At 38.5% G+C, this 19,311-nt stretch carries 17 protein-coding genes; all 17 read left to right on the plus strand.

Annotation, left to right across the window (positions count from 1 at the left end):
- The first annotated feature begins 939 nt into the window (after nt 1-939).
- The 17 genes from NXZ84_RS04810 to NXZ84_RS04890 all read left to right on the plus strand — a co-directional run bounded on the left by NXZ84_RS04810 (nt 940) and on the right by NXZ84_RS04890 (nt 19,137).
- A complete protein-coding gene (locus NXZ84_RS04810) occupies nt 940-1,218 on the plus strand; it encodes a hypothetical protein (RefSeq protein WP_258839136.1) in 279 nt (92 codons plus the stop codon).
- A 1,332-nt stretch (nt 1,219-2,550) separates the two neighbouring features.
- Nucleotides 2,551-2,718: a hypothetical protein gene (locus NXZ84_RS04815; protein ID WP_258839137.1), complete on the plus strand. Its 168-nt coding sequence runs from the start codon at nt 2,551-2,553 to the stop codon at nt 2,716-2,718.
- A gap of 154 nt (nt 2,719-2,872) precedes the next feature.
- Nucleotides 2,873-3,472 carry a hypothetical protein gene (locus NXZ84_RS04820; RefSeq protein ID WP_258839138.1) on the plus strand — a complete coding sequence of 200 codons (600 nt, stop codon included), beginning with the start codon at nt 2,873-2,875 and terminating at the stop codon, nt 3,470-3,472.
- Between the two features lie 974 nt (nt 3,473-4,446).
- The gene (locus NXZ84_RS04825; RefSeq protein ID WP_258839139.1) at nt 4,447-5,340 is read left to right on the plus strand and encodes a hypothetical protein; all 894 of its coding nucleotides are present in this window, start codon (nt 4,447-4,449) and stop codon (nt 5,338-5,340) included.
- A gap of 1,012 nt (nt 5,341-6,352) precedes the next feature.
- Nucleotides 6,353-6,856 (plus strand): hypothetical protein, encoded by a 504-nt coding sequence (locus tag NXZ84_RS04830; RefSeq protein ID WP_258839140.1) that lies wholly within the window; start codon nt 6,353-6,355, stop codon nt 6,854-6,856.
- Between the two features lie 371 nt (nt 6,857-7,227).
- A complete protein-coding gene (locus NXZ84_RS15080; protein ID WP_309495575.1) occupies nt 7,228-9,318 on the plus strand; it encodes an SBBP repeat-containing protein in 2,091 nt (696 codons plus the stop codon).
- Nucleotides 9,319-9,531: 213 nt separating this feature from the next.
- Nucleotides 9,532-9,897 (plus strand): hypothetical protein, encoded by a 366-nt coding sequence (locus tag NXZ84_RS04840; RefSeq protein WP_258839141.1) that lies wholly within the window; start codon nt 9,532-9,534, stop codon nt 9,895-9,897.
- 547 nt (nt 9,898-10,444) lie between these two features.
- Nucleotides 10,445-10,726, plus strand: a complete 282-nt coding sequence (locus tag NXZ84_RS04845; RefSeq protein WP_258839142.1) for a hypothetical protein — start codon at nt 10,445-10,447, stop codon at nt 10,724-10,726.
- 77 nt (nt 10,727-10,803) lie between these two features.
- Nucleotides 10,804-11,307 carry a hypothetical protein gene (locus tag NXZ84_RS04850; protein ID WP_258839143.1) on the plus strand — a complete coding sequence of 168 codons (504 nt, stop codon included), beginning with the start codon at nt 10,804-10,806 and terminating at the stop codon, nt 11,305-11,307.
- Between the two features lie 220 nt (nt 11,308-11,527).
- Nucleotides 11,528-11,797, plus strand: coding sequence for a hypothetical protein (locus NXZ84_RS04855; protein WP_258839144.1), 270 nt, complete (start codon nt 11,528-11,530; stop codon nt 11,795-11,797).
- A 163-nt stretch (nt 11,798-11,960) separates the two neighbouring features.
- The gene (locus tag NXZ84_RS04860) at nt 11,961-12,437 is read left to right on the plus strand and encodes an SMI1/KNR4 family protein (protein WP_258839145.1); all 477 of its coding nucleotides are present in this window, start codon (nt 11,961-11,963) and stop codon (nt 12,435-12,437) included.
- 25 nt (nt 12,438-12,462) lie between these two features.
- A complete protein-coding gene (locus NXZ84_RS04865; protein WP_258839146.1) occupies nt 12,463-13,092 on the plus strand; it encodes a DUF3885 domain-containing protein in 630 nt (209 codons plus the stop codon).
- A 139-nt stretch (nt 13,093-13,231) separates the two neighbouring features.
- Nucleotides 13,232-13,621 carry an Imm40 family immunity protein gene (gene imm40 / locus NXZ84_RS04870; protein WP_258839147.1) on the plus strand — a complete coding sequence of 130 codons (390 nt, stop codon included), beginning with the start codon at nt 13,232-13,234 and terminating at the stop codon, nt 13,619-13,621.
- 164 nt (nt 13,622-13,785) lie between these two features.
- On the plus strand, nt 13,786-14,520 hold the full coding sequence (locus tag NXZ84_RS15265; protein ID WP_258839148.1) for a DUF4279 domain-containing protein: 735 nt from the start codon (nt 13,786-13,788) through the stop codon (nt 14,518-14,520).
- A 278-nt stretch (nt 14,521-14,798) separates the two neighbouring features.
- Entirely contained in the window at nt 14,799-15,053 is a 255-nt protein-coding gene (locus tag NXZ84_RS04880; RefSeq protein ID WP_258839149.1) for a hypothetical protein, read from the plus strand.
- 399 nt (nt 15,054-15,452) lie between these two features.
- Nucleotides 15,453-15,998 carry a hypothetical protein gene (locus tag NXZ84_RS04885; protein WP_258839150.1) on the plus strand — a complete coding sequence of 182 codons (546 nt, stop codon included), beginning with the start codon at nt 15,453-15,455 and terminating at the stop codon, nt 15,996-15,998.
- Between the two features lie 1,039 nt (nt 15,999-17,037).
- Nucleotides 17,038-19,137, plus strand: a complete 2,100-nt coding sequence (locus NXZ84_RS04890; protein ID WP_258839151.1) for a DUF7948 domain-containing protein — start codon at nt 17,038-17,040, stop codon at nt 19,135-19,137.
- The last annotated feature ends 174 nt before the right edge of the window (nt 19,138-19,311 follow it).

Genomic DNA, 19,311 nt, shown 5'->3' on the forward strand with positions numbered 1-19,311 from the left:
GGTAGAGGTCATTAAAATAGTGGGGTTGATGGTAAACAGTAAATAAGAGGTTTTTCGCTCCCCAATCCTCACAAAGTATCAGTGCGGGTGTATGGTCATATTGAAGGAATGGTTATATGTTAAGAGAGAAGTCCCTTTCTCGCAGGATGGTCTGATATGAGGATACCTTTAGAAATAGGATCTGATTTAATATCATGCCTAGTTGTATATGGTGAGGAGGGTACAGTCATTGCAAGGGCAAAGAGTACAATGTTAAAATTTTGATACCAAACAAATCTTTATTAGAAAAAGAATTTAATATTAGCGATAAAATATATGAGGGATCAGAATTTAACTTCAGAATACTATATTGAGGATATTGATAATTTAGCTCCTCACCAATTATAGATATTGAGAAAGTAGGTGAAAGAAGATGCCGCTTTGTTCACATTTGCTTCCCATTTTAAAATTTGAAGTAACATCTGGGAATAATATATTCTCGGAAAGTACAGGATGGTCTAATAGCAACTATGTGGTTGAATTAGAAAAGAAAATGTCTATCGAGCAAATTAATTGTGATATTCATTTGCAAGCATTTGTAGAATATTGGAGAACAGGTCCTTCTGAGTATTATTCGAAACAAGGATATACTTGTAATAAATGTAATCATACTATTGGCTCCCCTTGACCTAGTTGCTATGTCTGGATGTAGGTTATTTCCTTAGACATTGGATGAATATAGAGGGATTCAACTGTTTTTTAGATGGGCATGTTCTTAGAGAAGATGAGCGGCAAAGGAATCCTGTGGGAGACAATATTAAAGCCGCAGGTCATTACAGAGAACGAAGCACCAATAGGGTGAATGAAATTTTGAAGGATAAGGAATTCGTTAATACTAAATTTGGGATGACTAAATTGCTTGGTGAAGACCTTATAATCGATTGGAAGTGATGAAGGTAGATGAAGAAATACTTAAACAAGGTGATGGGAAACTACCTTATATCATTAGCGAGAATTGAAAGGGAACACTCCATTACTTTGTATTATCCTAAAGTGAAGCAGATCTTGTTTCCTACGTTTATAGATTGGGATCATTGCGTACTTTTGAAGCAAGGGGATACGTCGGACTTACCTAAGGAATTTAGATCGAATCGGTTTTGTCCAGATAGAACAGGATTTGAGGCTACTTATAATCATGTTCATCTAGGGGATTATATTGATATTGTTACATCCACTTGAAGGTTTAAGGATTTCACTTGACTTGATGGAAACATGGAGGTACAAAATAAAAGGGATCTTCCCTTCGAGTCAATTTGTTTTAATTTTGTCCTTTGATGGTGAAGAAACTATTTTGCGCTTCCATAAGCTCCGAAATGATGAACCGCATTGGGTAAATGTAGAATCAATAGAAGATTATTCAGAGGGTGTTTTGGTTATTGTGGTGTAGTAGGATTTAATAGATAAATATGTTTAACAATGGATTTCATTTTTGTAGTTGTGTTTGAGATCAAGCTAAACAAAAATATAAGGTATTGATAGTCCTATTTTTCGTTATTATGTTCAAGTCCACTTGGGTCAGGAGTAATAAGGCTTAATTTTTGCTCAAATTACTTAATTTAGATATAATAGAGAAAGACTATAGAGTAGGAAATACAATTCATGATTGTGCGTTCCTATTTTGAACAGTGGGAAGGATATCAACGGGAGCCTGTGTGGGGTTACTTGTCGAGAAGGTAGATCCAGTAAGCGGGTGAATTACATACATAGGGGTGGTAATATGAGATTATTTAGTGAAGAATCATGTACTAACTCAGTTAGATTTACAGATCCTGTAGGTGGATCTCCATCTAGATAGAGGTGCTTAGCATTGCACTACTAAAATAACGAAACAGCGAAACACTCTCATGATGAGGGTGTTCTTGTTTTACTCAGTTCTGAAGAGCAATGATTCGATGGAATCTATGGAAGTGGGAATTACATTAGAAGGCCAATTGGATGGTAAGAAGCTACGTATTGATGACCAGGTATACTCAGTTTCACCGTTGTCGCTCGCATGATTCTAGGGTCAGGTTAGATGGGCATCGGAATAACCACTGCCGGAAAATACAAATTGGAGGTTTTTGGGGGATGTACTAATGGTAGCGAGAATATATGAGTAAACCAGCAAGGATGAAGTTGCTATTATAGATGCGAAGTAAATGTTTGAAATAGAAATAGGACTATTCTAAAACTGAGTTGTCGACCAGTTTATTGCTCACACAAACCCGAAAGGGTGTTTTTGTTTTGTAATGAAAAGGGGTCAACTGTCTACTATGAAAAAGAAGTGAACCATTAATAAAAAAGCCACTGCGTTCTATAAGAGCAAGGAGTGGAAGAAAGTATAAGAGTCGGCTCTGATACCTGACAACTATCTGTAGCAGCCATGCCTAGAGAGATAAACTCACACGAGCAGAGGTAGTGCATCAAGTTGAACACCAATTGGTGCGACCGGAGTGAAGGTTGGATGTGGACAATTTAATTTAGACACATGAGTATGAATATATCTATGCTGAAGAGACACTCTTCTAAAAGGTGGTTTTAAAAGGTGCAAAAACTAAAGTGGCTGGAGCTGGTTCGGATACAGTACGTGCTCTGCCTGAATTTCAGACAATCCCTGAAAGAAGCTCGAAAAAGTATGATGCACATGCTCATGAATTTAGTTTATCAAGTAATTCCAACAAAAAGAATGGAGAAATGTGAGTAAAACGATAGTAGATCATGTTAACAGTGCTGAAGAAGGTTATAAAGCTGTGTACATTGATTTGGAAGGTAATTTTGTTAGCGGATGGGACTCTCATCTGAACAGCTGGTACCTCACAAAAGGAATGGAATTAAAATAAGAGAGGCTGATATTATGTTCGTTAAACATACTCAAGATAATAGTACGAGTGGTGGATATTATGAACTATCAATTGAATTTAATCCTACAGGGGATCATCAAAGAATAGTCAGGGCGTTAGAAGCACTTGTTCAAGAGTCAATTATCCATGTGGATAAAGAAAAAATTTTAGACAAAGAAGTTAAACTCCTGTTAAATAACTATAATTGTAAAATCGCAATAGATTTAGGCGGGAATATAGTAGACGCTGGGTTGTTCATCATAAGGGTTGAAGATGAATCGGATTGGATAGATATTTGCGTTCCTCAGAATGCTCTTCAAAAGATATACCCATATAGATACCCACTTCTACCTTCAATAAATCCGTGGATATTGGAAGTAGATGATATATTGATCTACCTAGCAAAAGTTATATTCCAAAGCTCTCCTTTTGATTTTGCTATGGTAGGGGAAGAGGTAACTGGCTCAATGGGGGTGGGAGAACTTCGCTTGCAGGATATATACAAAGAAAATTATTTATTGCCTAGAGATCTCTATCAGGAATTTGGATTAAGTGAAGAAGGAGAAGAAATAACAGATGATTTAAGATTATATAGAATGAAAGAGGAGGGTTGAGTGCTTGATAACCTCCTCTTGATTGGAGGTGCGAGGAGGGTTTTTATGACACCGGTTAAAAGAGAGGGATCAATTCATTTCAAATAATAGAAAGAATATTTAGATTATAAGTGTTGTCCTCAACCGATATAATATGGATATACTGAGATCTTATATGGGTGGTGGAAGAATGTCCGACATTGTTGACGAGACTACGACCAGCTGTTTTCTAATGAGATATGTAATATGGTAGTAAAAAGATTTGAGAATGTGCTTCAGTAGTTTTACCAATAATATTTAAAGTAGATGATATAATGGAGATATTTAAAGGTAGAGTGGTATGCCCCGGATGCAATGGAAATGGTATTATCAGTGAAGTTGAGATAACTACACTAGATAAAATAATTTACATCTGCGATGAATGCGAAGCATATTGGGAGAAAGGAGAGCAGGTTAGTTTCAAGAATTTTAAACATCTATCCATATTGTTAGATGAACACGGGCTGGATTATAAAGATTGTAGAACTTTAGGATATAACTGGCACGAGTAGGGGTAGTATTCTGTAAGTTGTTTCATTTGACATCGGAGCACTATGTCTATTCCTTTAACAACAGAATAAGTGATGGTATGAGAAGGAATAAGGTTCACTTTTTAATTTCAGGAGCTTGAGAGTAAATGAATCCCTCAAACTTTTATTGCTTCCTTTCCACCCCATATTGCTTAAGCGGTAGAGATCGGTTCTCTATCTCAAATCTATAATTTTAAATCTCCCTCTTCTATTTTTTGTATTCTAACGGGATAGTTGTGTACGCACCTAATTGAGCCTACCAAACTCCAAAAAGACAGCATAAACATACACCTGGACTTATCCGAATAGGTGATGAGTGAAGAAATCGCTGGAGGGTTCACCGGCACCTACACATACGCTCCCCGGGGACAACGCCTTTCTATGATGAATAGTGGGGCTACATCTTTTAAGGAGTGAATTTCTCTAATGGGTATGCTCAAGACATTTTTATTTGGAAATAAAGTTCCTCTGCCTGACGCAGTAAAGAGAAGCATGAAAGAGTATCAGAAAGAGGGGGAATGGACCGATCATTTCTTTTGTAAGGTGAGAACGAATGAAGGGGATTACTATGAGATCATCTATCGAGGTGTACAAAATTCGAGAGGGTTTGTAAAGCTCATCATTAGAGCCGACGGTTCTATTCCTCATATTGATGAGATTTGTCAAGACAATTTTGAGGATGTAGTATGGATTGCTAATTGTACAGATGGTTCAAGTTTGTTTATTTCAAGAACAGGAAGGAAATGGTCTAAATACACCGTCACCCCTTATACACGAATAATCAAATTGCTATCCCGTATTCAAGGTGATTGTTGGGATGAAATGTCGGAAGACATAAAGGAAGCATGGCAGGCTTATTACCAGGTTGCAGAGGTCTACATTTACGAGCAGAAAGTGATTCGAGAGTGTTATAGAAACGGAACGAAAATAAGGAAGAGGCTTTTCCAGACCCATATAACCACATTAGAAGATTGTAGGATTCTCGAACGTAATCGAAAAAAAATGGTGCGATCTGCATACTATCAAAACCATGTGCAATTGAAAACGTACGAGGATCGGAAAAAATTACTTCGTTACTTATTTTCGCATACCAGATGGTATCAATTGAGAGTATGGATAACAGTTCTAGAGTTGCTCCATCATCACAGTAGATTATTAAATGAAAAAAAACTAACAGAAGAGGATCGTATGGAGATAGAGAATAATCATGAAAAGTTGATGGACGAAAATGCTAGAATGTTTGAGGGTGATATTGATTTTTATAAAGAACTCCGACTGATATTACGAAATCCCGATGGAATGGATGAAAATAAGAAGTAGGGAGTATGATCGGGTATCGGGGAGAAGATTATCATTAAAATGTCCAGGAGGCACCTTCATTCAGCTACAGTACATGAGTATTTGTTTGGATAGTGAGAGTGGGTAAAAAGAGAAATAAGGAATCAGAGTATAAATATATTTAGTAGAAAATTGGATATGGGGATCTAGTGACTAAGCGGCAAGTTGATTTCAATCACACAGACTTGACCAAATAGCAAGGGGTAAAGAGAAGTGATATAGATGCCTCTCTTTGTCCTTTTAATATAAAATGTTATTTTTATTAAATAGAGACTTAGAGGTAGCAAGTAAGATTATAATATTCCGATTTGACAAACCTATAAAAAAGTAAAAATTTTAACTTTAGAGGAGATATGGGCTGAGTTTGACCGCTTTTACCCAATATTACTCCTGAGAATAAATAATGTAAGCAACCGACATGTGTTTTAAAACAGATTGGAAGAAGACCGGATTGCAGTTTGCGGCGTGTAATGGGGATAGTAATGGCAAGTGCTGCTTTTGTTGCAGAAGGACAAGGGATAGTGATAGATTTCTGCCAGAGGGAGACGAACTTGAAGAAGCGAAGAAATTGAATGAATGAACGATCCTTAAAGTGAACTCTTGAACAAGTCAAAGAGCGACTCCGCAAAGATATCAAATCCCGCGGTGTTGTCAATGGAACACAGGAAATGTGGCGGGGAAAAGTGTTTAAGGGCGCTGAGGGACAATTGTAAACTACTAAGTGAGCTCGGCTTGATTCCGTCATCTGCCAATAAAATTAGCGCTAAGTAGCTGATGGTGATGACTATGACGACTATAAATGTAGGACGAGCTCCTATGCAGAAAAGGCACTCAGGGCAATATAATCACCTGCGGCGACATAGGGTGCAGTAAAAAAGCATGAAATAGTTTTAAAGAAATATGGAATTTGAGGTTGCTATCAAGACCTTATAGAGGGTTATGAAAGTGTCTTAAGTCTACATCAAACTTATCTATTAAAGTAGGTGGATCGAATATGCTATGTCAGCACTTACAGCCAATTCTAGAATTTGAACTATCAATCGGGAATGAAATATATGAATTTATAGAGGGGTGGCCGATAGATGGTAAAACTTTAGATTTAAAAAATGCTATTTCTGTAGAGAGAATTGGAATCGATTTGGATATAAGTAGGGAAGTAACCTATTGGGAGTTCAGGAGCCCCCATGAACACTCTAACCAAGGTTACTTCTGTGGAGAATGTAAGCAATCAATCGGTAGCCCTTGGAGGGAAACTTACGCCCAAAATTTAGTATGTAGTCACTTGTTGCCAATTCTAAAGTTTGAGTTAGACAGGGGTAATACAATTTTTTCGTTGTACCAAGATCAAGATCAGTTAAATCTAAGAATAACACTTATGCAGAAGGTTCTTGTAAAGCGGTTTGATAAAAGGAAAGGCTTGTTTAAGACTATAGAAGTTAATAAAGCGGATGTTTATTGTAGGCAATGTAATCAATCTTTAGTTGGATCCCCTACTTAGATAATTAAATAGTAAGGGTAAGGAGGATTGATTAAGATGATTCTCTTTGCCTGTAATAAATTACTGTGGGTTGGCATTGGATATAAGATAGCTCGTGATGGTAAAACTCATGTGAGTAGTTTCACACCAAGAATAGTCATATATCAGTTAACAATATATCTTCAATTTCAACTCGAGGGAGACTGGCTTTTGTAAGGGTTGCAACATATAGAGGCAGTCATTTGGACACGACAAATGCTCGAAGGGGAAGAGGGAGAAGCCAGGTTGATGGAGTTAGTGGCGAATGAGGAGAGGGTGTAATTCTGCCCATACCCAAGATGGATGCTGAATCATAGGATAATGCATTACGTTCATCAGTGGAGGGGTATGAGATGGGAAATGGGCAGGAGGCTAGATTACAGTATAAGTCGTGTCTAGAGGACGGTAGTGTAGAGGGTACTTATTTGACAGAAGAGCAGGACATTCGATCCATTTTTCTGCCAGAGGGAGTACGGTTTACGCTGGCTGGGATCGATGAGCTGATGCTCCGGTTTGTTCATAAGAGAGAGAGGAGTATGCCCAAGGGGATCGAGTGTGAGGAACAGGGAAGTGAACGTGTAGTTTACAAAGATGTTTGGCCGGGTATTAATGTGATTTTCTCAGGAGACGGGGAGCAGTTGAAGTATGATGTGGTGGTTCATCCAGGGGCATGTGTGGAAGATATTCGGTTGAAGTATGAGGGTGGAGAAAACATTTCTATAAGCGATCAAGGTGATTTGTTTGTTACTACATCACAGGGGGTGCTGTGTGAACGGAAGCCGATAAGTTATCAGGTGGTAAAGGGACAGAAGAGAGAAGTTGTGTCTCGGTTTAAATTGATGGAAGATCGGTCGTTTGGATTTGAGGTTGAAGAGTATGAAAGAGATCATTTACTTGTAATTGATCCGCTGCTGCTTTACTCAACCTATCTCGGGGGATCAGGATCGGATATTGGGTATGGTGCCGCAGTTGACCAGAGTGGAAATGCTTATATTACTGGGGACACAAACTCGAATGATTTTCCCGTCACATCGGGAGCATTTCAAACAAATTTCGGGGGAGGAAACCCAGATGCTTTTGTGGTGAAGTTTAATCGAAACGGGAGTACCTTACTTTACGCGTCTTATCTTGGAGGCTCCAATTCCGATAATGGCCGCGGAATAGCTGTGGATTCTCTCAATCAAACGTATATAGGTGGCTTTACTTCATCACTCGATTTTCCAACGACTTCGGGTGCGTTTCAAACTATGCGAAGGGGATCCTTAGATGCTTTTGTTACGAAGATAAGTGCATCAGGCTCTAGCCTTCTTTATTCCACCTATTTTGGAGGAACGGCGACGGATAGCTGTTTTGCTATAGCTGTTGACTCCTCTGGCTTCGCCTATTTTACTGGGGCCACTGCTTCGGATAGCTTTCCTGTATCAACAGGAGCCTTTCAAACAATAAGAGGAGGAGTTAATGACGCTTATGTGACAAAATTAAATTTGACCGGGAGCAACTTTGTATATTCCTCTTTTTTGGGTGGGAATTCAACAGACAATGGGCTAGGAATCGCAGTGGATGATTTAAATCATGCTTATGTAACAGGACGTACAGCGTCACCAGACTTTCCAATAACAAGCGGCGCATTCCAAACCTTATTTCAAGGTTCCGATGCATTTGTAACGAAAGTGAATACTACCGGTACATCCCTTCTATTCTCTACTTATTTAGGAGGTTCTGGTGTAGATGATGGAAATGGAATTGATGTAGACGCTGCTCGCCATGCTTATGTAACAGGTGATACAAATTCCACTGACTTCCCGACGACGGTGGATGCGTTTCAAACAATTCAACAAGGCTCCTCAAGCGCCTTTCTAACAAAAATGAACATAGCAGGTACGGGAGTTACTTATTCTACTTATATCCAAGGAGGAGGTGCGGATGCAGGTAATGCCGTTGGGGTTGATCCATTTGGGAATGCGTGGGTGGCTGGAAGAACCACTTCAAGTGATTTTTTTACTACACCTGATGCCTTTCAATCAAAGTTAAAAGGAGGTTCCGATGGTTTTGTAACACAAATAAACATTGGGGGAGATAATGCTATCTATTCTTCTTACATTGGAGGAAATGGAGGTGATCAAGCACGAGGTTTAGCAGTGGATTCTGCCAGCAATGCTTATCTTACTGGGCAAACCGCTTCAAATGATTTTCCGATTACACCCAATGCGATTAAAACTTTTATCACCGGTCCACTGGACGCTTTTGTGGCCAAAGTAGGTTTGCTTAAAGGAGGAACCGGAGCAACAGGAGCAACCGGAGCAACCGGAGCAACAGGGGCAACCGGAGCAGCAGGGTCGGTAGGAGCAACCGGGGCACAAGGTCTAAGAGGCCCAAGAGGACGACGTGGGCCAAGGGGATTGCGAGGACCACGTGGTGTTGGTGGTGGAGAGAGAGGATTGTAGGGATCCTAGAGGGTATATATGTTGCAATAGAAATATATCTGTTAATGGAAGTAACCACTCTTCGGAATAAGATCGGTGGGGCGGGATGGTCCCCCTCCCCAAAATAGATCACAAATGGGCTGGAGACAATCGGCGGCGCGTCGCTTCGGCCTAAATCATTTTATGTCTTACTCCACTAAAGAGCCATAATCTTGAAGGGGGGATAGGATCAACATGGAGAATGTATCAAATCTAGATAGATTAGAATCAATAAAATCATTACAATCAACAATCAGCAAACTAGAGAATGCTTTGTCTCAAATGACTCAGAAAGGCGTAAACATTACTCTAGTAAAAAAAAGACTCAAAGCCGTTCGAATCGGATTAGCTATACTAGAAAACGTTTGGGATCAAAGACCCCATCAATATACCCAGATTGATGTAGTGGAAGCTCGCGATGTTCTTATAGATTTACTCCCAGTAATTGAGAACAGCTATGCTAAGTCGAAGTCAGGTAGTCCTCAAAGGACACTTTTAGAAAGAAGGATTAAAGCATTGGAACTAGCTCTTCAAGCAATCGAGAATCTTTCCAATTCATAGAGCCATCTCCCGGATGAGGGCGCAGCTTTAATCACAGTTGAACATTCACGAACGTGGATACAAATAACATGAGGAGGATTTATAATGGGATTTGACATAGTTATATATAATAAGCACAATGATGAAAGACAATTAATTGAGATAAAGAATGATTTTCATGAAGAAATATTTAGCTCTTCAACTAAATTGGAGTAGCTACTATTTGATTAGAAAAATGAGAGATTATTATAGAACGAACCTAACTTTACAAGGAAATGATATTCATGAATTTATAGAACAGTTACAAAAATTCACGAATAGAGTAGATAGTAGGTATACAGTAGAATTAAATAAATTAATATACATTTTATAGAAAGAGGGTATTAGTAGAATTCATATAGCGGGTGATTAGTGTTGGGTTAGCCAAAATTCGAAATCAACGATTGAGTTCCCTAAGTAAAAAATGTTACTAGGAGCACATAGTTTTGTGAATTCTAATAGATAACTTGTGGCTGAAGGAATAACTGTCGTGAGAATATGGTGTTAGAGTGAAATTAGGAGGGATATTATGGCGAGTATGATCTGTAAGTGTGGTGAAGTACTTTCAAATAGAGAATCACCTAACGATATACAATTACATATATTCACAGATAAAGAATGGGAGGAAATTATCGCAAAAGGACAAATTGAGACAGTAGAACTTCTCATCTCTGAAGTTGATATATGGCGTTGTCCTAGTGACGTATTTCATGAAGGTGAGGGGATGGATATAGATTCATATAAATATTTTTTGGAGAGGCTTAATTGGGGTGATGATTATTCTTTGCAGAACGATGGATTGGGTTTTTAAGAGTAGATGTTATGCATATTACAAGGGATATTTTCAAAATACTTCTGTGCAGATATTGAAAATAGAGGAGAATTATGTTGTCTTACAAAGGTAGTGAAGAAGTAGTAAAGACTGTTGAGAGTCTAAATGGGTGGAATATAACAGAGCCATTATTGGTTTCTAATGACAGAAAAACTATTATGATTTTCAATCTTGTAAATGAACCAGACTGGAATCACCCTTCTGCGTATAATGATTATGATGATGAAATAGTGATTATCGAACTGCGTAATTGTATGAAGCTTCAATTTGGATCTCCAAACGCAGAAATTCGTAAAAGTCATAGACTATGGGATAAGGGATTAGAATCATATGGAGTATTTCAAGTTGAAAACTCGCGATGGATAGTTGAATTAGATAGTCAATCTCAAATTCATCCTTTATACAGGCAAAGCAAACTAACAAATAAGAAGCATTTTGTCTTTTGTTTGGAGGATTCTACTTTTGAATGTATTTCAGATGAGTTCATTATTAGGAAAGAAAAGTACAATTCAAAAGTGATGGGGGAAATTTTTCGCGAAGTGAGTCAGAGATCTTTCTAGTAAACCGTAATAAGGGATCACGTTGGGGTTGGATTTAGAATGGTTTGAAAGTCAGTAAGGTAGTAATGGTTAGTAGATTTGAGTGGGCACATTTTTGACTTTGGTGGAGCAGAAACTAAGACATAGATTTCTAAGATTTACAAATCATTAACGAAGAGTGACGAATAATTAAGAATCTAACGATCAAGTCGTATGAAAGGATAGGCAACATTTTTTTGGGATGTCTAGTGAACAAGTCCGAAAAATTTTTAATGTGGATGATTTTGAGGTGAGTAAGTATGGCGATGTGTATGAGATAAAGGAGACAAGTAATTCTATTGGATGCCATGCGATGTACGATATAAATGATGGTGGCTTGAGGGCAATCCAATTTTTCGGTCCACTTCAACCTGAATATCTTGGGAAAAGGTTTTTGGGAGAAGCTCACCTTCTTCAAGATACAACACAGGAATCGAAGATTGAATGTCAGGAGACAGCAATAATCCTCTAAAATATTCCTCATACTGTAAAGGTCAAGTATTCGATTGAACTGAACGAAATAAAGAATCTAATCACTGTTTGGCGGCGTTTAACGGAACACCGTAACTCAGACGTAGCATTAAGTTGCTGCATGTCAAAAAAAGCACCTTATACTTGGTTTGGGAGTGGCATCAATGAATATTTCTTATGAGGAGAAAAAGAGCAAGATTTTAAGTTTGATTAAAAAAGCACAAGAAATTGAACCATCTGATTTTTTTATGGGTGGAGTAGAAGAAGAGCGTATTTTAAACTTAGAAAGAACATTGGATGTAAACCTATCCGAGAGCTATAAGTGGTTTTTACGAGAGTTTGGCCATGGAGGAATAGGAGGAGTCGAAATTCTGGGGGATATACCAGGAGAAGTGTGTACATGTGTGAGAGACACCATAGAGTTAAGAAAGCATGGATTGCCTTTATCTCATGTAGTTATCGAAAATGTAGACGAATATTATATGTGTTTAGATACATATAGAATGGACAGAGGCGAATGTCCTGTTGTAGATTGGGATTTCAGGGGAGAAAGCTATATGGTATATAAAAATTTCTTAGATTATACTATTGACAAGTTTGAAAATCAGCTTGACGATATAGAATACCAAAATGAATGCTGATTGATAAATATAGGAGTGGGTCAACATGAGAAATCTTAATTTAGATCAATACTTATCTTCCTCATTCCCTTCTTTAGAGTTAAAAACACCACTATTCTATAATTTCGATATAGGTTTAAGGTTCGAGATGAGCGAGGAAGGAATAAAAGAACAAGTATACAACCGAGCATATACATTGATAAATGAATTATGTATACCTACAGACGAACTTTTTATTATTATTTTTTTAGATAGTTGGGATGATTACCCTCCTGAAGAAGAGGAACAAGTTATTGCTTCATTTCAAAGATATGCGAATGCACATGTTAAACATGTAAACATAGACAGAAAAAAAGTCCCTTATCGTTATTCGGGTCTTTATGACAATGATTCTAGGACCTTTCGATATTCTTTGCAATGTAAAGTAAATGAGGTAGATATGGAAGGTCTTTTGATTGCAAGTGCTAATCAGTCTTTTGATCTTGAGCCTCTATTGAAGGGTGACCTATTTATATTAAATTGTTCGAAAGATATAGTGTTCCATCTTTATGATTACAGAGGAATGGATATTGTATCGAAGAGTAGAGATACATTAATAAGTGTATTTACAGAGTATAATCATTGGCTCTTGGATTTCGATAAGGATAGAATGAATTCCATTTATTGGTTTAATTAAGGATAGGGCATCTGAGGGAGCTGTCGTTATCATTTTATTTATGGTAAAGCTGATTCATTCTTTTAGCAATATATACCATTAATTTAATTCCCTCAGTCTAAGAACTTCTGATGGGGTTTTATCTAGGAGTGAGATAAACGTGAAGAGCTGTTGGTGTCGGTTGGAATTGAATCATCATTTTAGCCTTCCTAATGACTATCCCGAAGAATTGTTAAGTAAAGCTTGCCGTCTAGATAGTGTTGGTGTACATAACTATGTATGGGGAAAAGATGATGCTTTAAAAGTTATGGATTATCTTACGAAAATAGGATTCGCAATATTAGGGGGCGACGTTTATAGATTAGAAAATGACGGGTTTAGGGTGACGTATGATAATTGGTACTGTAACAAGGATGATAATGAAACATGGGATGAATATGTATTAAAGAGTAAAAAAATCGCCATAGGATATATTGAGAAATATAGTGAAAAACACGGATTAAGTTACTATTATGCATTAGTAATTGGAGATGCTAGTAAATATATTTAGCTTTTGTTAGGGCTGTCTTTAAAGCAAGTGCAGCGCTTGATGTGTAAAATGGGCATCTTCTCGATCACCCATAAGAAATTCCGACCCTATTCGAAGAAGACATCCATCCAAGAACGCAAGAACCTCTTAAAGAGGGACTTCACCACAACGGGATTGAATCAGAAGTGGGTAACGGATCTGACCCAATTCCTTCAACAAAAGAGCACCTAGCAATCCTTCAGTGCAAAAGGATTCCCTATGACAATGCCTGTATCGAGTCTTTCCATGCCATTTTAAAAAAGAAGAAGTTCATCATAGGTATTATCAAGACTTTGGTGAGGCAAAAATGGCAATCTTTCAATTCATTAAAGGCTGGTATAATAGAAACCGAGTTCATAGTGGACTCGATTATCTCACTTCTCAACAGTTTGAGGATCAACCTACTCAATCTCTGTCAGCTTAGACTTAACTTTTTACTGTCTCACTTATTGACTCAAGTCCAAAGGTGGAGGGAAAGAATGAACAGCACGAATATAATGGTGGAATTCTCTGTTTTTGGAAACGGATTTTCGCCAGATGACATAACTAAACGATTATCTATCAAGCCTTCTGTTACATGGAAAAAAGGAGAGAAAATAGCCGATAGAAATATTAAAAGAAAAGAGACTAACTGGTCTGTTAGTACAGGTTATGAAAATTCTTTTGATTTAAATGAACAGTTAGGGAAAATAGCTAATCTAATTGGGGATAGAACTAGTGATTTGATCAGTTTAAAAGAACAATATGATCTCGAGTTTAATTTTTTTATTGTAATCAAAATTGTGGATGGAAGATGTCCAGCAATCTATTTAGGTAAAGATATTATCGAGCTTGCTAATGAAATAAAAGCTGAGTTTGACATCGACATATATGCTGATTAAAAGACCAGGATAAAAATGTGTTAGGGACGGGAAAAGGCATAAAGGCTGACCAAAAAAGTATGCCATCGGAGCATTATCAAAAGGGGGACCAGCCTTGCTCGTACTTTATTGAATCCCGTTTTGTTCACAGAAATGGACAAATGTTTTCGAAGTAAACTAGACTCCTTGATCGCTAAGTTTGCTGTTATATAGGAAGCCGTTTTTGTTCTCACCTATGAGAAGATTCATCGCTCTAGTTGCTGGTAGTACTTTGATACTCTGAATGGAGGTGAATTCATATGGGTATTTCTGTTCTCTTGTTGAAGGAGAAGGAACATAATGGAGGAGTAATTTACAAGTATGGACCCAATGAACAGTTGATGGGTAGAATCGAGCTTAATACAAAAATTCTTACGTTTCATCAACTCTCCCCGGTTCCTGGGGAGGAGGGCTTGGTTTACTATAATCGTGCAGCAGGACGTTTAGCTAGATTTTATTATACCGAGTATACAGAAGGTAGCGTTTTTCCTGATGAACTATTTCATTTTTCCTAAAAAATATAAGGTGGTAGGAGAAGAAAGATAAGTGCCCTTCTCTCCAAAAACTCAAAAATAGTTTGGTGAAAGACAGAGCTCGTACCTTTATTAACAATTAAGTGCCGTGATAAATGAGAAGGAGTTGTTAGCTGGTAGAGGGGGAGCATATCTAAAATAATATTTTTTGAAGTTTGGGGATAGAAAACATTGTAAGGGAGGTTCTTGAGTTTATTTAAGATATCAAATAAATTTTTGATATTCAAACTGGGTGATAAGAAGTATTTGTTTCCTGCGGAAGAGTTTGTTTTTACATTATTGGATGAAGCGCTATTTTTTTTGAGGGCAGATATAGTGGAATATGGAGTTTTCAAGTAATAGTGGTGATAATTCTTTAGGTACTTGGCAAGGGGGACATTGATGTATTGTAGAGACTCATTAAAAAAGCTAGTTATCAATTCGGCAGAAATGGATCATGTAATAAAATCAATCGAAAAAACCCATCTGAATGGCGGAATATTAGTAGAGTGCTATAAGGTTATAAATGAAGATATTTTTCAGATCCTTTATTTATCGAACGATTATCAGGAAAATCTTGAGAAGCTACTCATGTTACCTGATATCAAATCGTCTGTCCCAGCTTTAAATCTCAATGAAGGGCTCCAGTGTAGACCTGATTTTAAACTGTGTCATTCTTTTTCTTTTGAATACGAGCTTGTTTGTGCAATATATGAAGGAGGGGCATATAAGAAGTTCGATGGAACAACTCGGGAAGCAAGAACAATAGCAGCTAACTTTAGTGATTACGTTTTTGGTTTAGGAGATAAACTTCCAAATATTAAAGCGTTCAACTCTTTTAAACCTTGGAGCTCGTGGTTTTTTGATGTCGCATGGGATATTTCTTGGCTAATCTTTGACATGGAAGATAAAAAACTATGGTTGATTTGTATTACAGATTCAGATTAAATAGGCGCTATCTTTAACTTGACAGCTTAAATTCCTTCGGGTTTCGATCGAATGCCCCGGTGCTCTTGGATTGTGAGGAATGGGATTAATCGAGGTGCTGGTACGAAGTAATATGGCGGTTGGTAAGTGGGGAATCGTTGATATGAGATAAGCGTGAAGAGCTGTTGGTGTCCGTTAGAATTGAATCATAAGGAATTTAGAAACCATGGGAGAAGGTGAACATGTAACACTAATTGATAAAATAACGAAGGGAGATACGATGCTCCTTCTTCCAGGCTTGTCGGAGCGAGAAAGTCATAGGGATACGTGAAACCTCGGCTTCAATAGGAAGCGTTTGCAGTAGATTAAGTAGTCATTTTTTCAATCACCATTTACAATGGGCATCTGAGGGAGCTGTCGTTAGCATTTTATTTATAGGTAAAATATACTTATTATTAATTTAAATTCCCTCAGTCTAAGAACTTCTCGATGGGATTTTATCTAGGAGTGAGAGAAGTGAAGAAAAAAGAGCTGGAAGCGAAATTAAAATCAAATCAAAATATCCTTAGGGATGCGTATTCATTATGACTTGAACGCGACTATTGAATTAAAATGTGGAGATAAAGCTATTTATAATGTTGATATATACTAGGGATGAAAATATAATATCTAAAGTAATTAGCCCGCAGATAGCAACTTTATTTAATTTGAATGATAGTTACTGATTTCTTGAAAGTGGAATCATTAATAATACATATAAAATATTGGTAGGTGCTAGAGAAAAGGGATTATCAGTACAATTGTTGGAAAGAACCTTAAACGAAATTTTGTAGTCGGATATGAATAAGGGAAAAAGAGTAAAGAGGGGTACGTCTCCTACCATTGGTAGAGGTTCAGTTACCAAAGGTTAATAGAATTGATGACATACCGTTTCAACGATGAGGTGAATTCGTTAATGAAAAACCTCTTTCTGTAATTTACAAATATAGATGCCCATACCCAAATTGGGTGCAGATCATAGGATAAAGCATCATGGTGACATTTAACGGAGGGGTATGGGATGAGAAGCGTAAAGAAGACTGGATTGCGGTTTAAGGAGTGTGAAAGTGAAAGGGATAGTAGTGAAAAGAAAGTATATGCAGAAAGCCCAGTGATACAGTGTACGTTTCTGGCGGAGGGAGTACGTTTTAAGCTGGAGAAGTCTGAGGAGTTGGTATTACGGTTTGTGGGTGCACACCATGGGGTGGCTCCCAAAGGCATAGAGCTAAGTAGACGAGGACATGAATGTGTCCTCTATGAAGGTGTATGGCAAGGGATTGATGTGATTTTTTATGGGTACGGAGAGCAGCTGAAGTATGATGTGAGGGTTCATCCAGGTGCTTGTGTGGAGGATGTTAGGCTGCGATATGAGGGTGGGGACGATGTGAGAATAAGTGAGCAGGGGGACTTGTTCGTTCATTTGCCACTGGGTGTTCTGCGAGAAAGAAAGCCGGTCAGCTTTCAATGGACTGATCAGGGAAGGAGGGTCGTACATACACGTTTTCAACTTGACCCAGATGGATGTATTCGTTTTGAGGTCGATAGAAAGGAGTATGATTCTGAACAGGTACTCATTATTGATCCTATCGTGTTTTACTCTACCTTTTTAGGCGGATCAGATACGGATTTCGGATTCGGAATTGACGTAGACACAGCTAAAAGTGCCTATGTTACAGGGAGTACAGCCTCAGATGATTTCCCTGTCTCCTCAGGTGCTTTTCAAAGTGTCAGAGAAGGAAGCTCTGATGCCTTTGTTAGTAAGTTTAATGAATCGGGGAGTTCTCTTTTATATTCTACCTATCTTGGGGGTACAGCATTTGATAGAGGAGAAAATATTGCTGTGAATGAATCAGGGATTGCCTATATCGTGGGACGAACGAGTTCAACCAATTTTCCTGTTACTTTAGGGGCGTTCCAAACAGCATTTGGTGGGGGAGTTGATGATGCCTTTGTGGCGAAGCTTAGTGTAACAGGATCATCTCTTCTTTACTCGACATTCCTCGGAGGAAATAGTCTTGACCGCGGGTTTGGCGTTGATATTGATGAAACTGATCATGCTTATGTAGCAGGAGTTACCAGTTCCTCTAACTTCCCTACTACAAGTGGTGCTTTTCAGACGCAGATTTCAGGGGGAGGGATCGATGCCTTTGTTACAAAGTTAAACCCAGCAGGAACTGCCCTGCTGTACTCTACTTTTTTAGGAGGTAATGGATTTACTCAAGGGTTAGGGATTGTTATCAATAATAGCAATCAAGCTTATCTTACGGGAGGAACATCATCAACCGATTTCCCAACAACTCCAGGTGCTTTCCAAACATTGTTTGGTGGAGCAAGTGATGCTTTTGTTACCAAATTGAATGCTGCTGGATCATCTCTGGTGTACTCTACTTTACTAGGTGGATCAGATGGGGATATTGGAAGAGCCATCGACTTGGACGATGGTGGGAATGCGTATGTGACAGGAGAAACGGGTTCCATTGATTTCCCTACGACGAACAATGCCTTTCAGATGACCTTATCAGGTACATTGGATGCGTTTGTGACAAAAGTGAATCCAGTGGGAAGTGCTTTGGTCTATTCTACCTATTTAGGTGGGAGCGGAGGATCAAATGGAGGGAACGGCATTGCCATTAATTTTCTTGGAAATGCATGGGTGACGGGTGCAACTACTTCCACTAACTTTCCCATCACATCAGATGCATTCCAAGATAGTGATGCTAGTGCTGTTAGTACGGATAGCGATGCTTTTGTGACCCAAATGAGTTTTTCTGGTCAGGGGATTTCCTTTTCCTCTTACCTAGGTGGGAGGTTTTCTGATGCAGGATCGGATGTAGCGGTGGATTCAGAGGGAGGTGCGTATTTTACGGGACGAACGGACTCATCCGATTTTCCTGTTACCCCTCAGTCCTTTCAGTCTCAATTGGCAGGGTCATCAGATGCTTTCGTAATCAAAGTAGGAGAGCTTACTTCGGCAGGCATAACTGGCCCGACAGGGCCAACCGGTTCGGCAGGGCCAGCAGGGACGCAAGGCCCAAGTGGCCCGAGAGGAAGGCGTGGACCCAGAGGTCCAAGAGGTTCAAGAGGTCCGCGTGGTGTTGGTGGAGGAGAGACGGGGTTATAAGTAGAGACAACAGATGTATTGAAGCAAAAGCAGTTGAAGTACTACTCGCTAGACTGAGTGAACAAGCTAATTAATAATAGATATCTACGGAAGTCGTGGGGTGTAAATGTGGGGAACCAAGAAAAGAAGAGAAGAACTTTCGTATAATTAACGATTTATTAATGATGAAAGGAT

Origin of the sequence: Mechercharimyces sp. CAU 1602 (assembly GCF_024753565.1) — a bacterium.
In the GTDB taxonomy this organism is placed as follows: domain Bacteria; phylum Bacillota; class Bacilli; order Thermoactinomycetales; family JANTPT01; genus Mechercharimyces.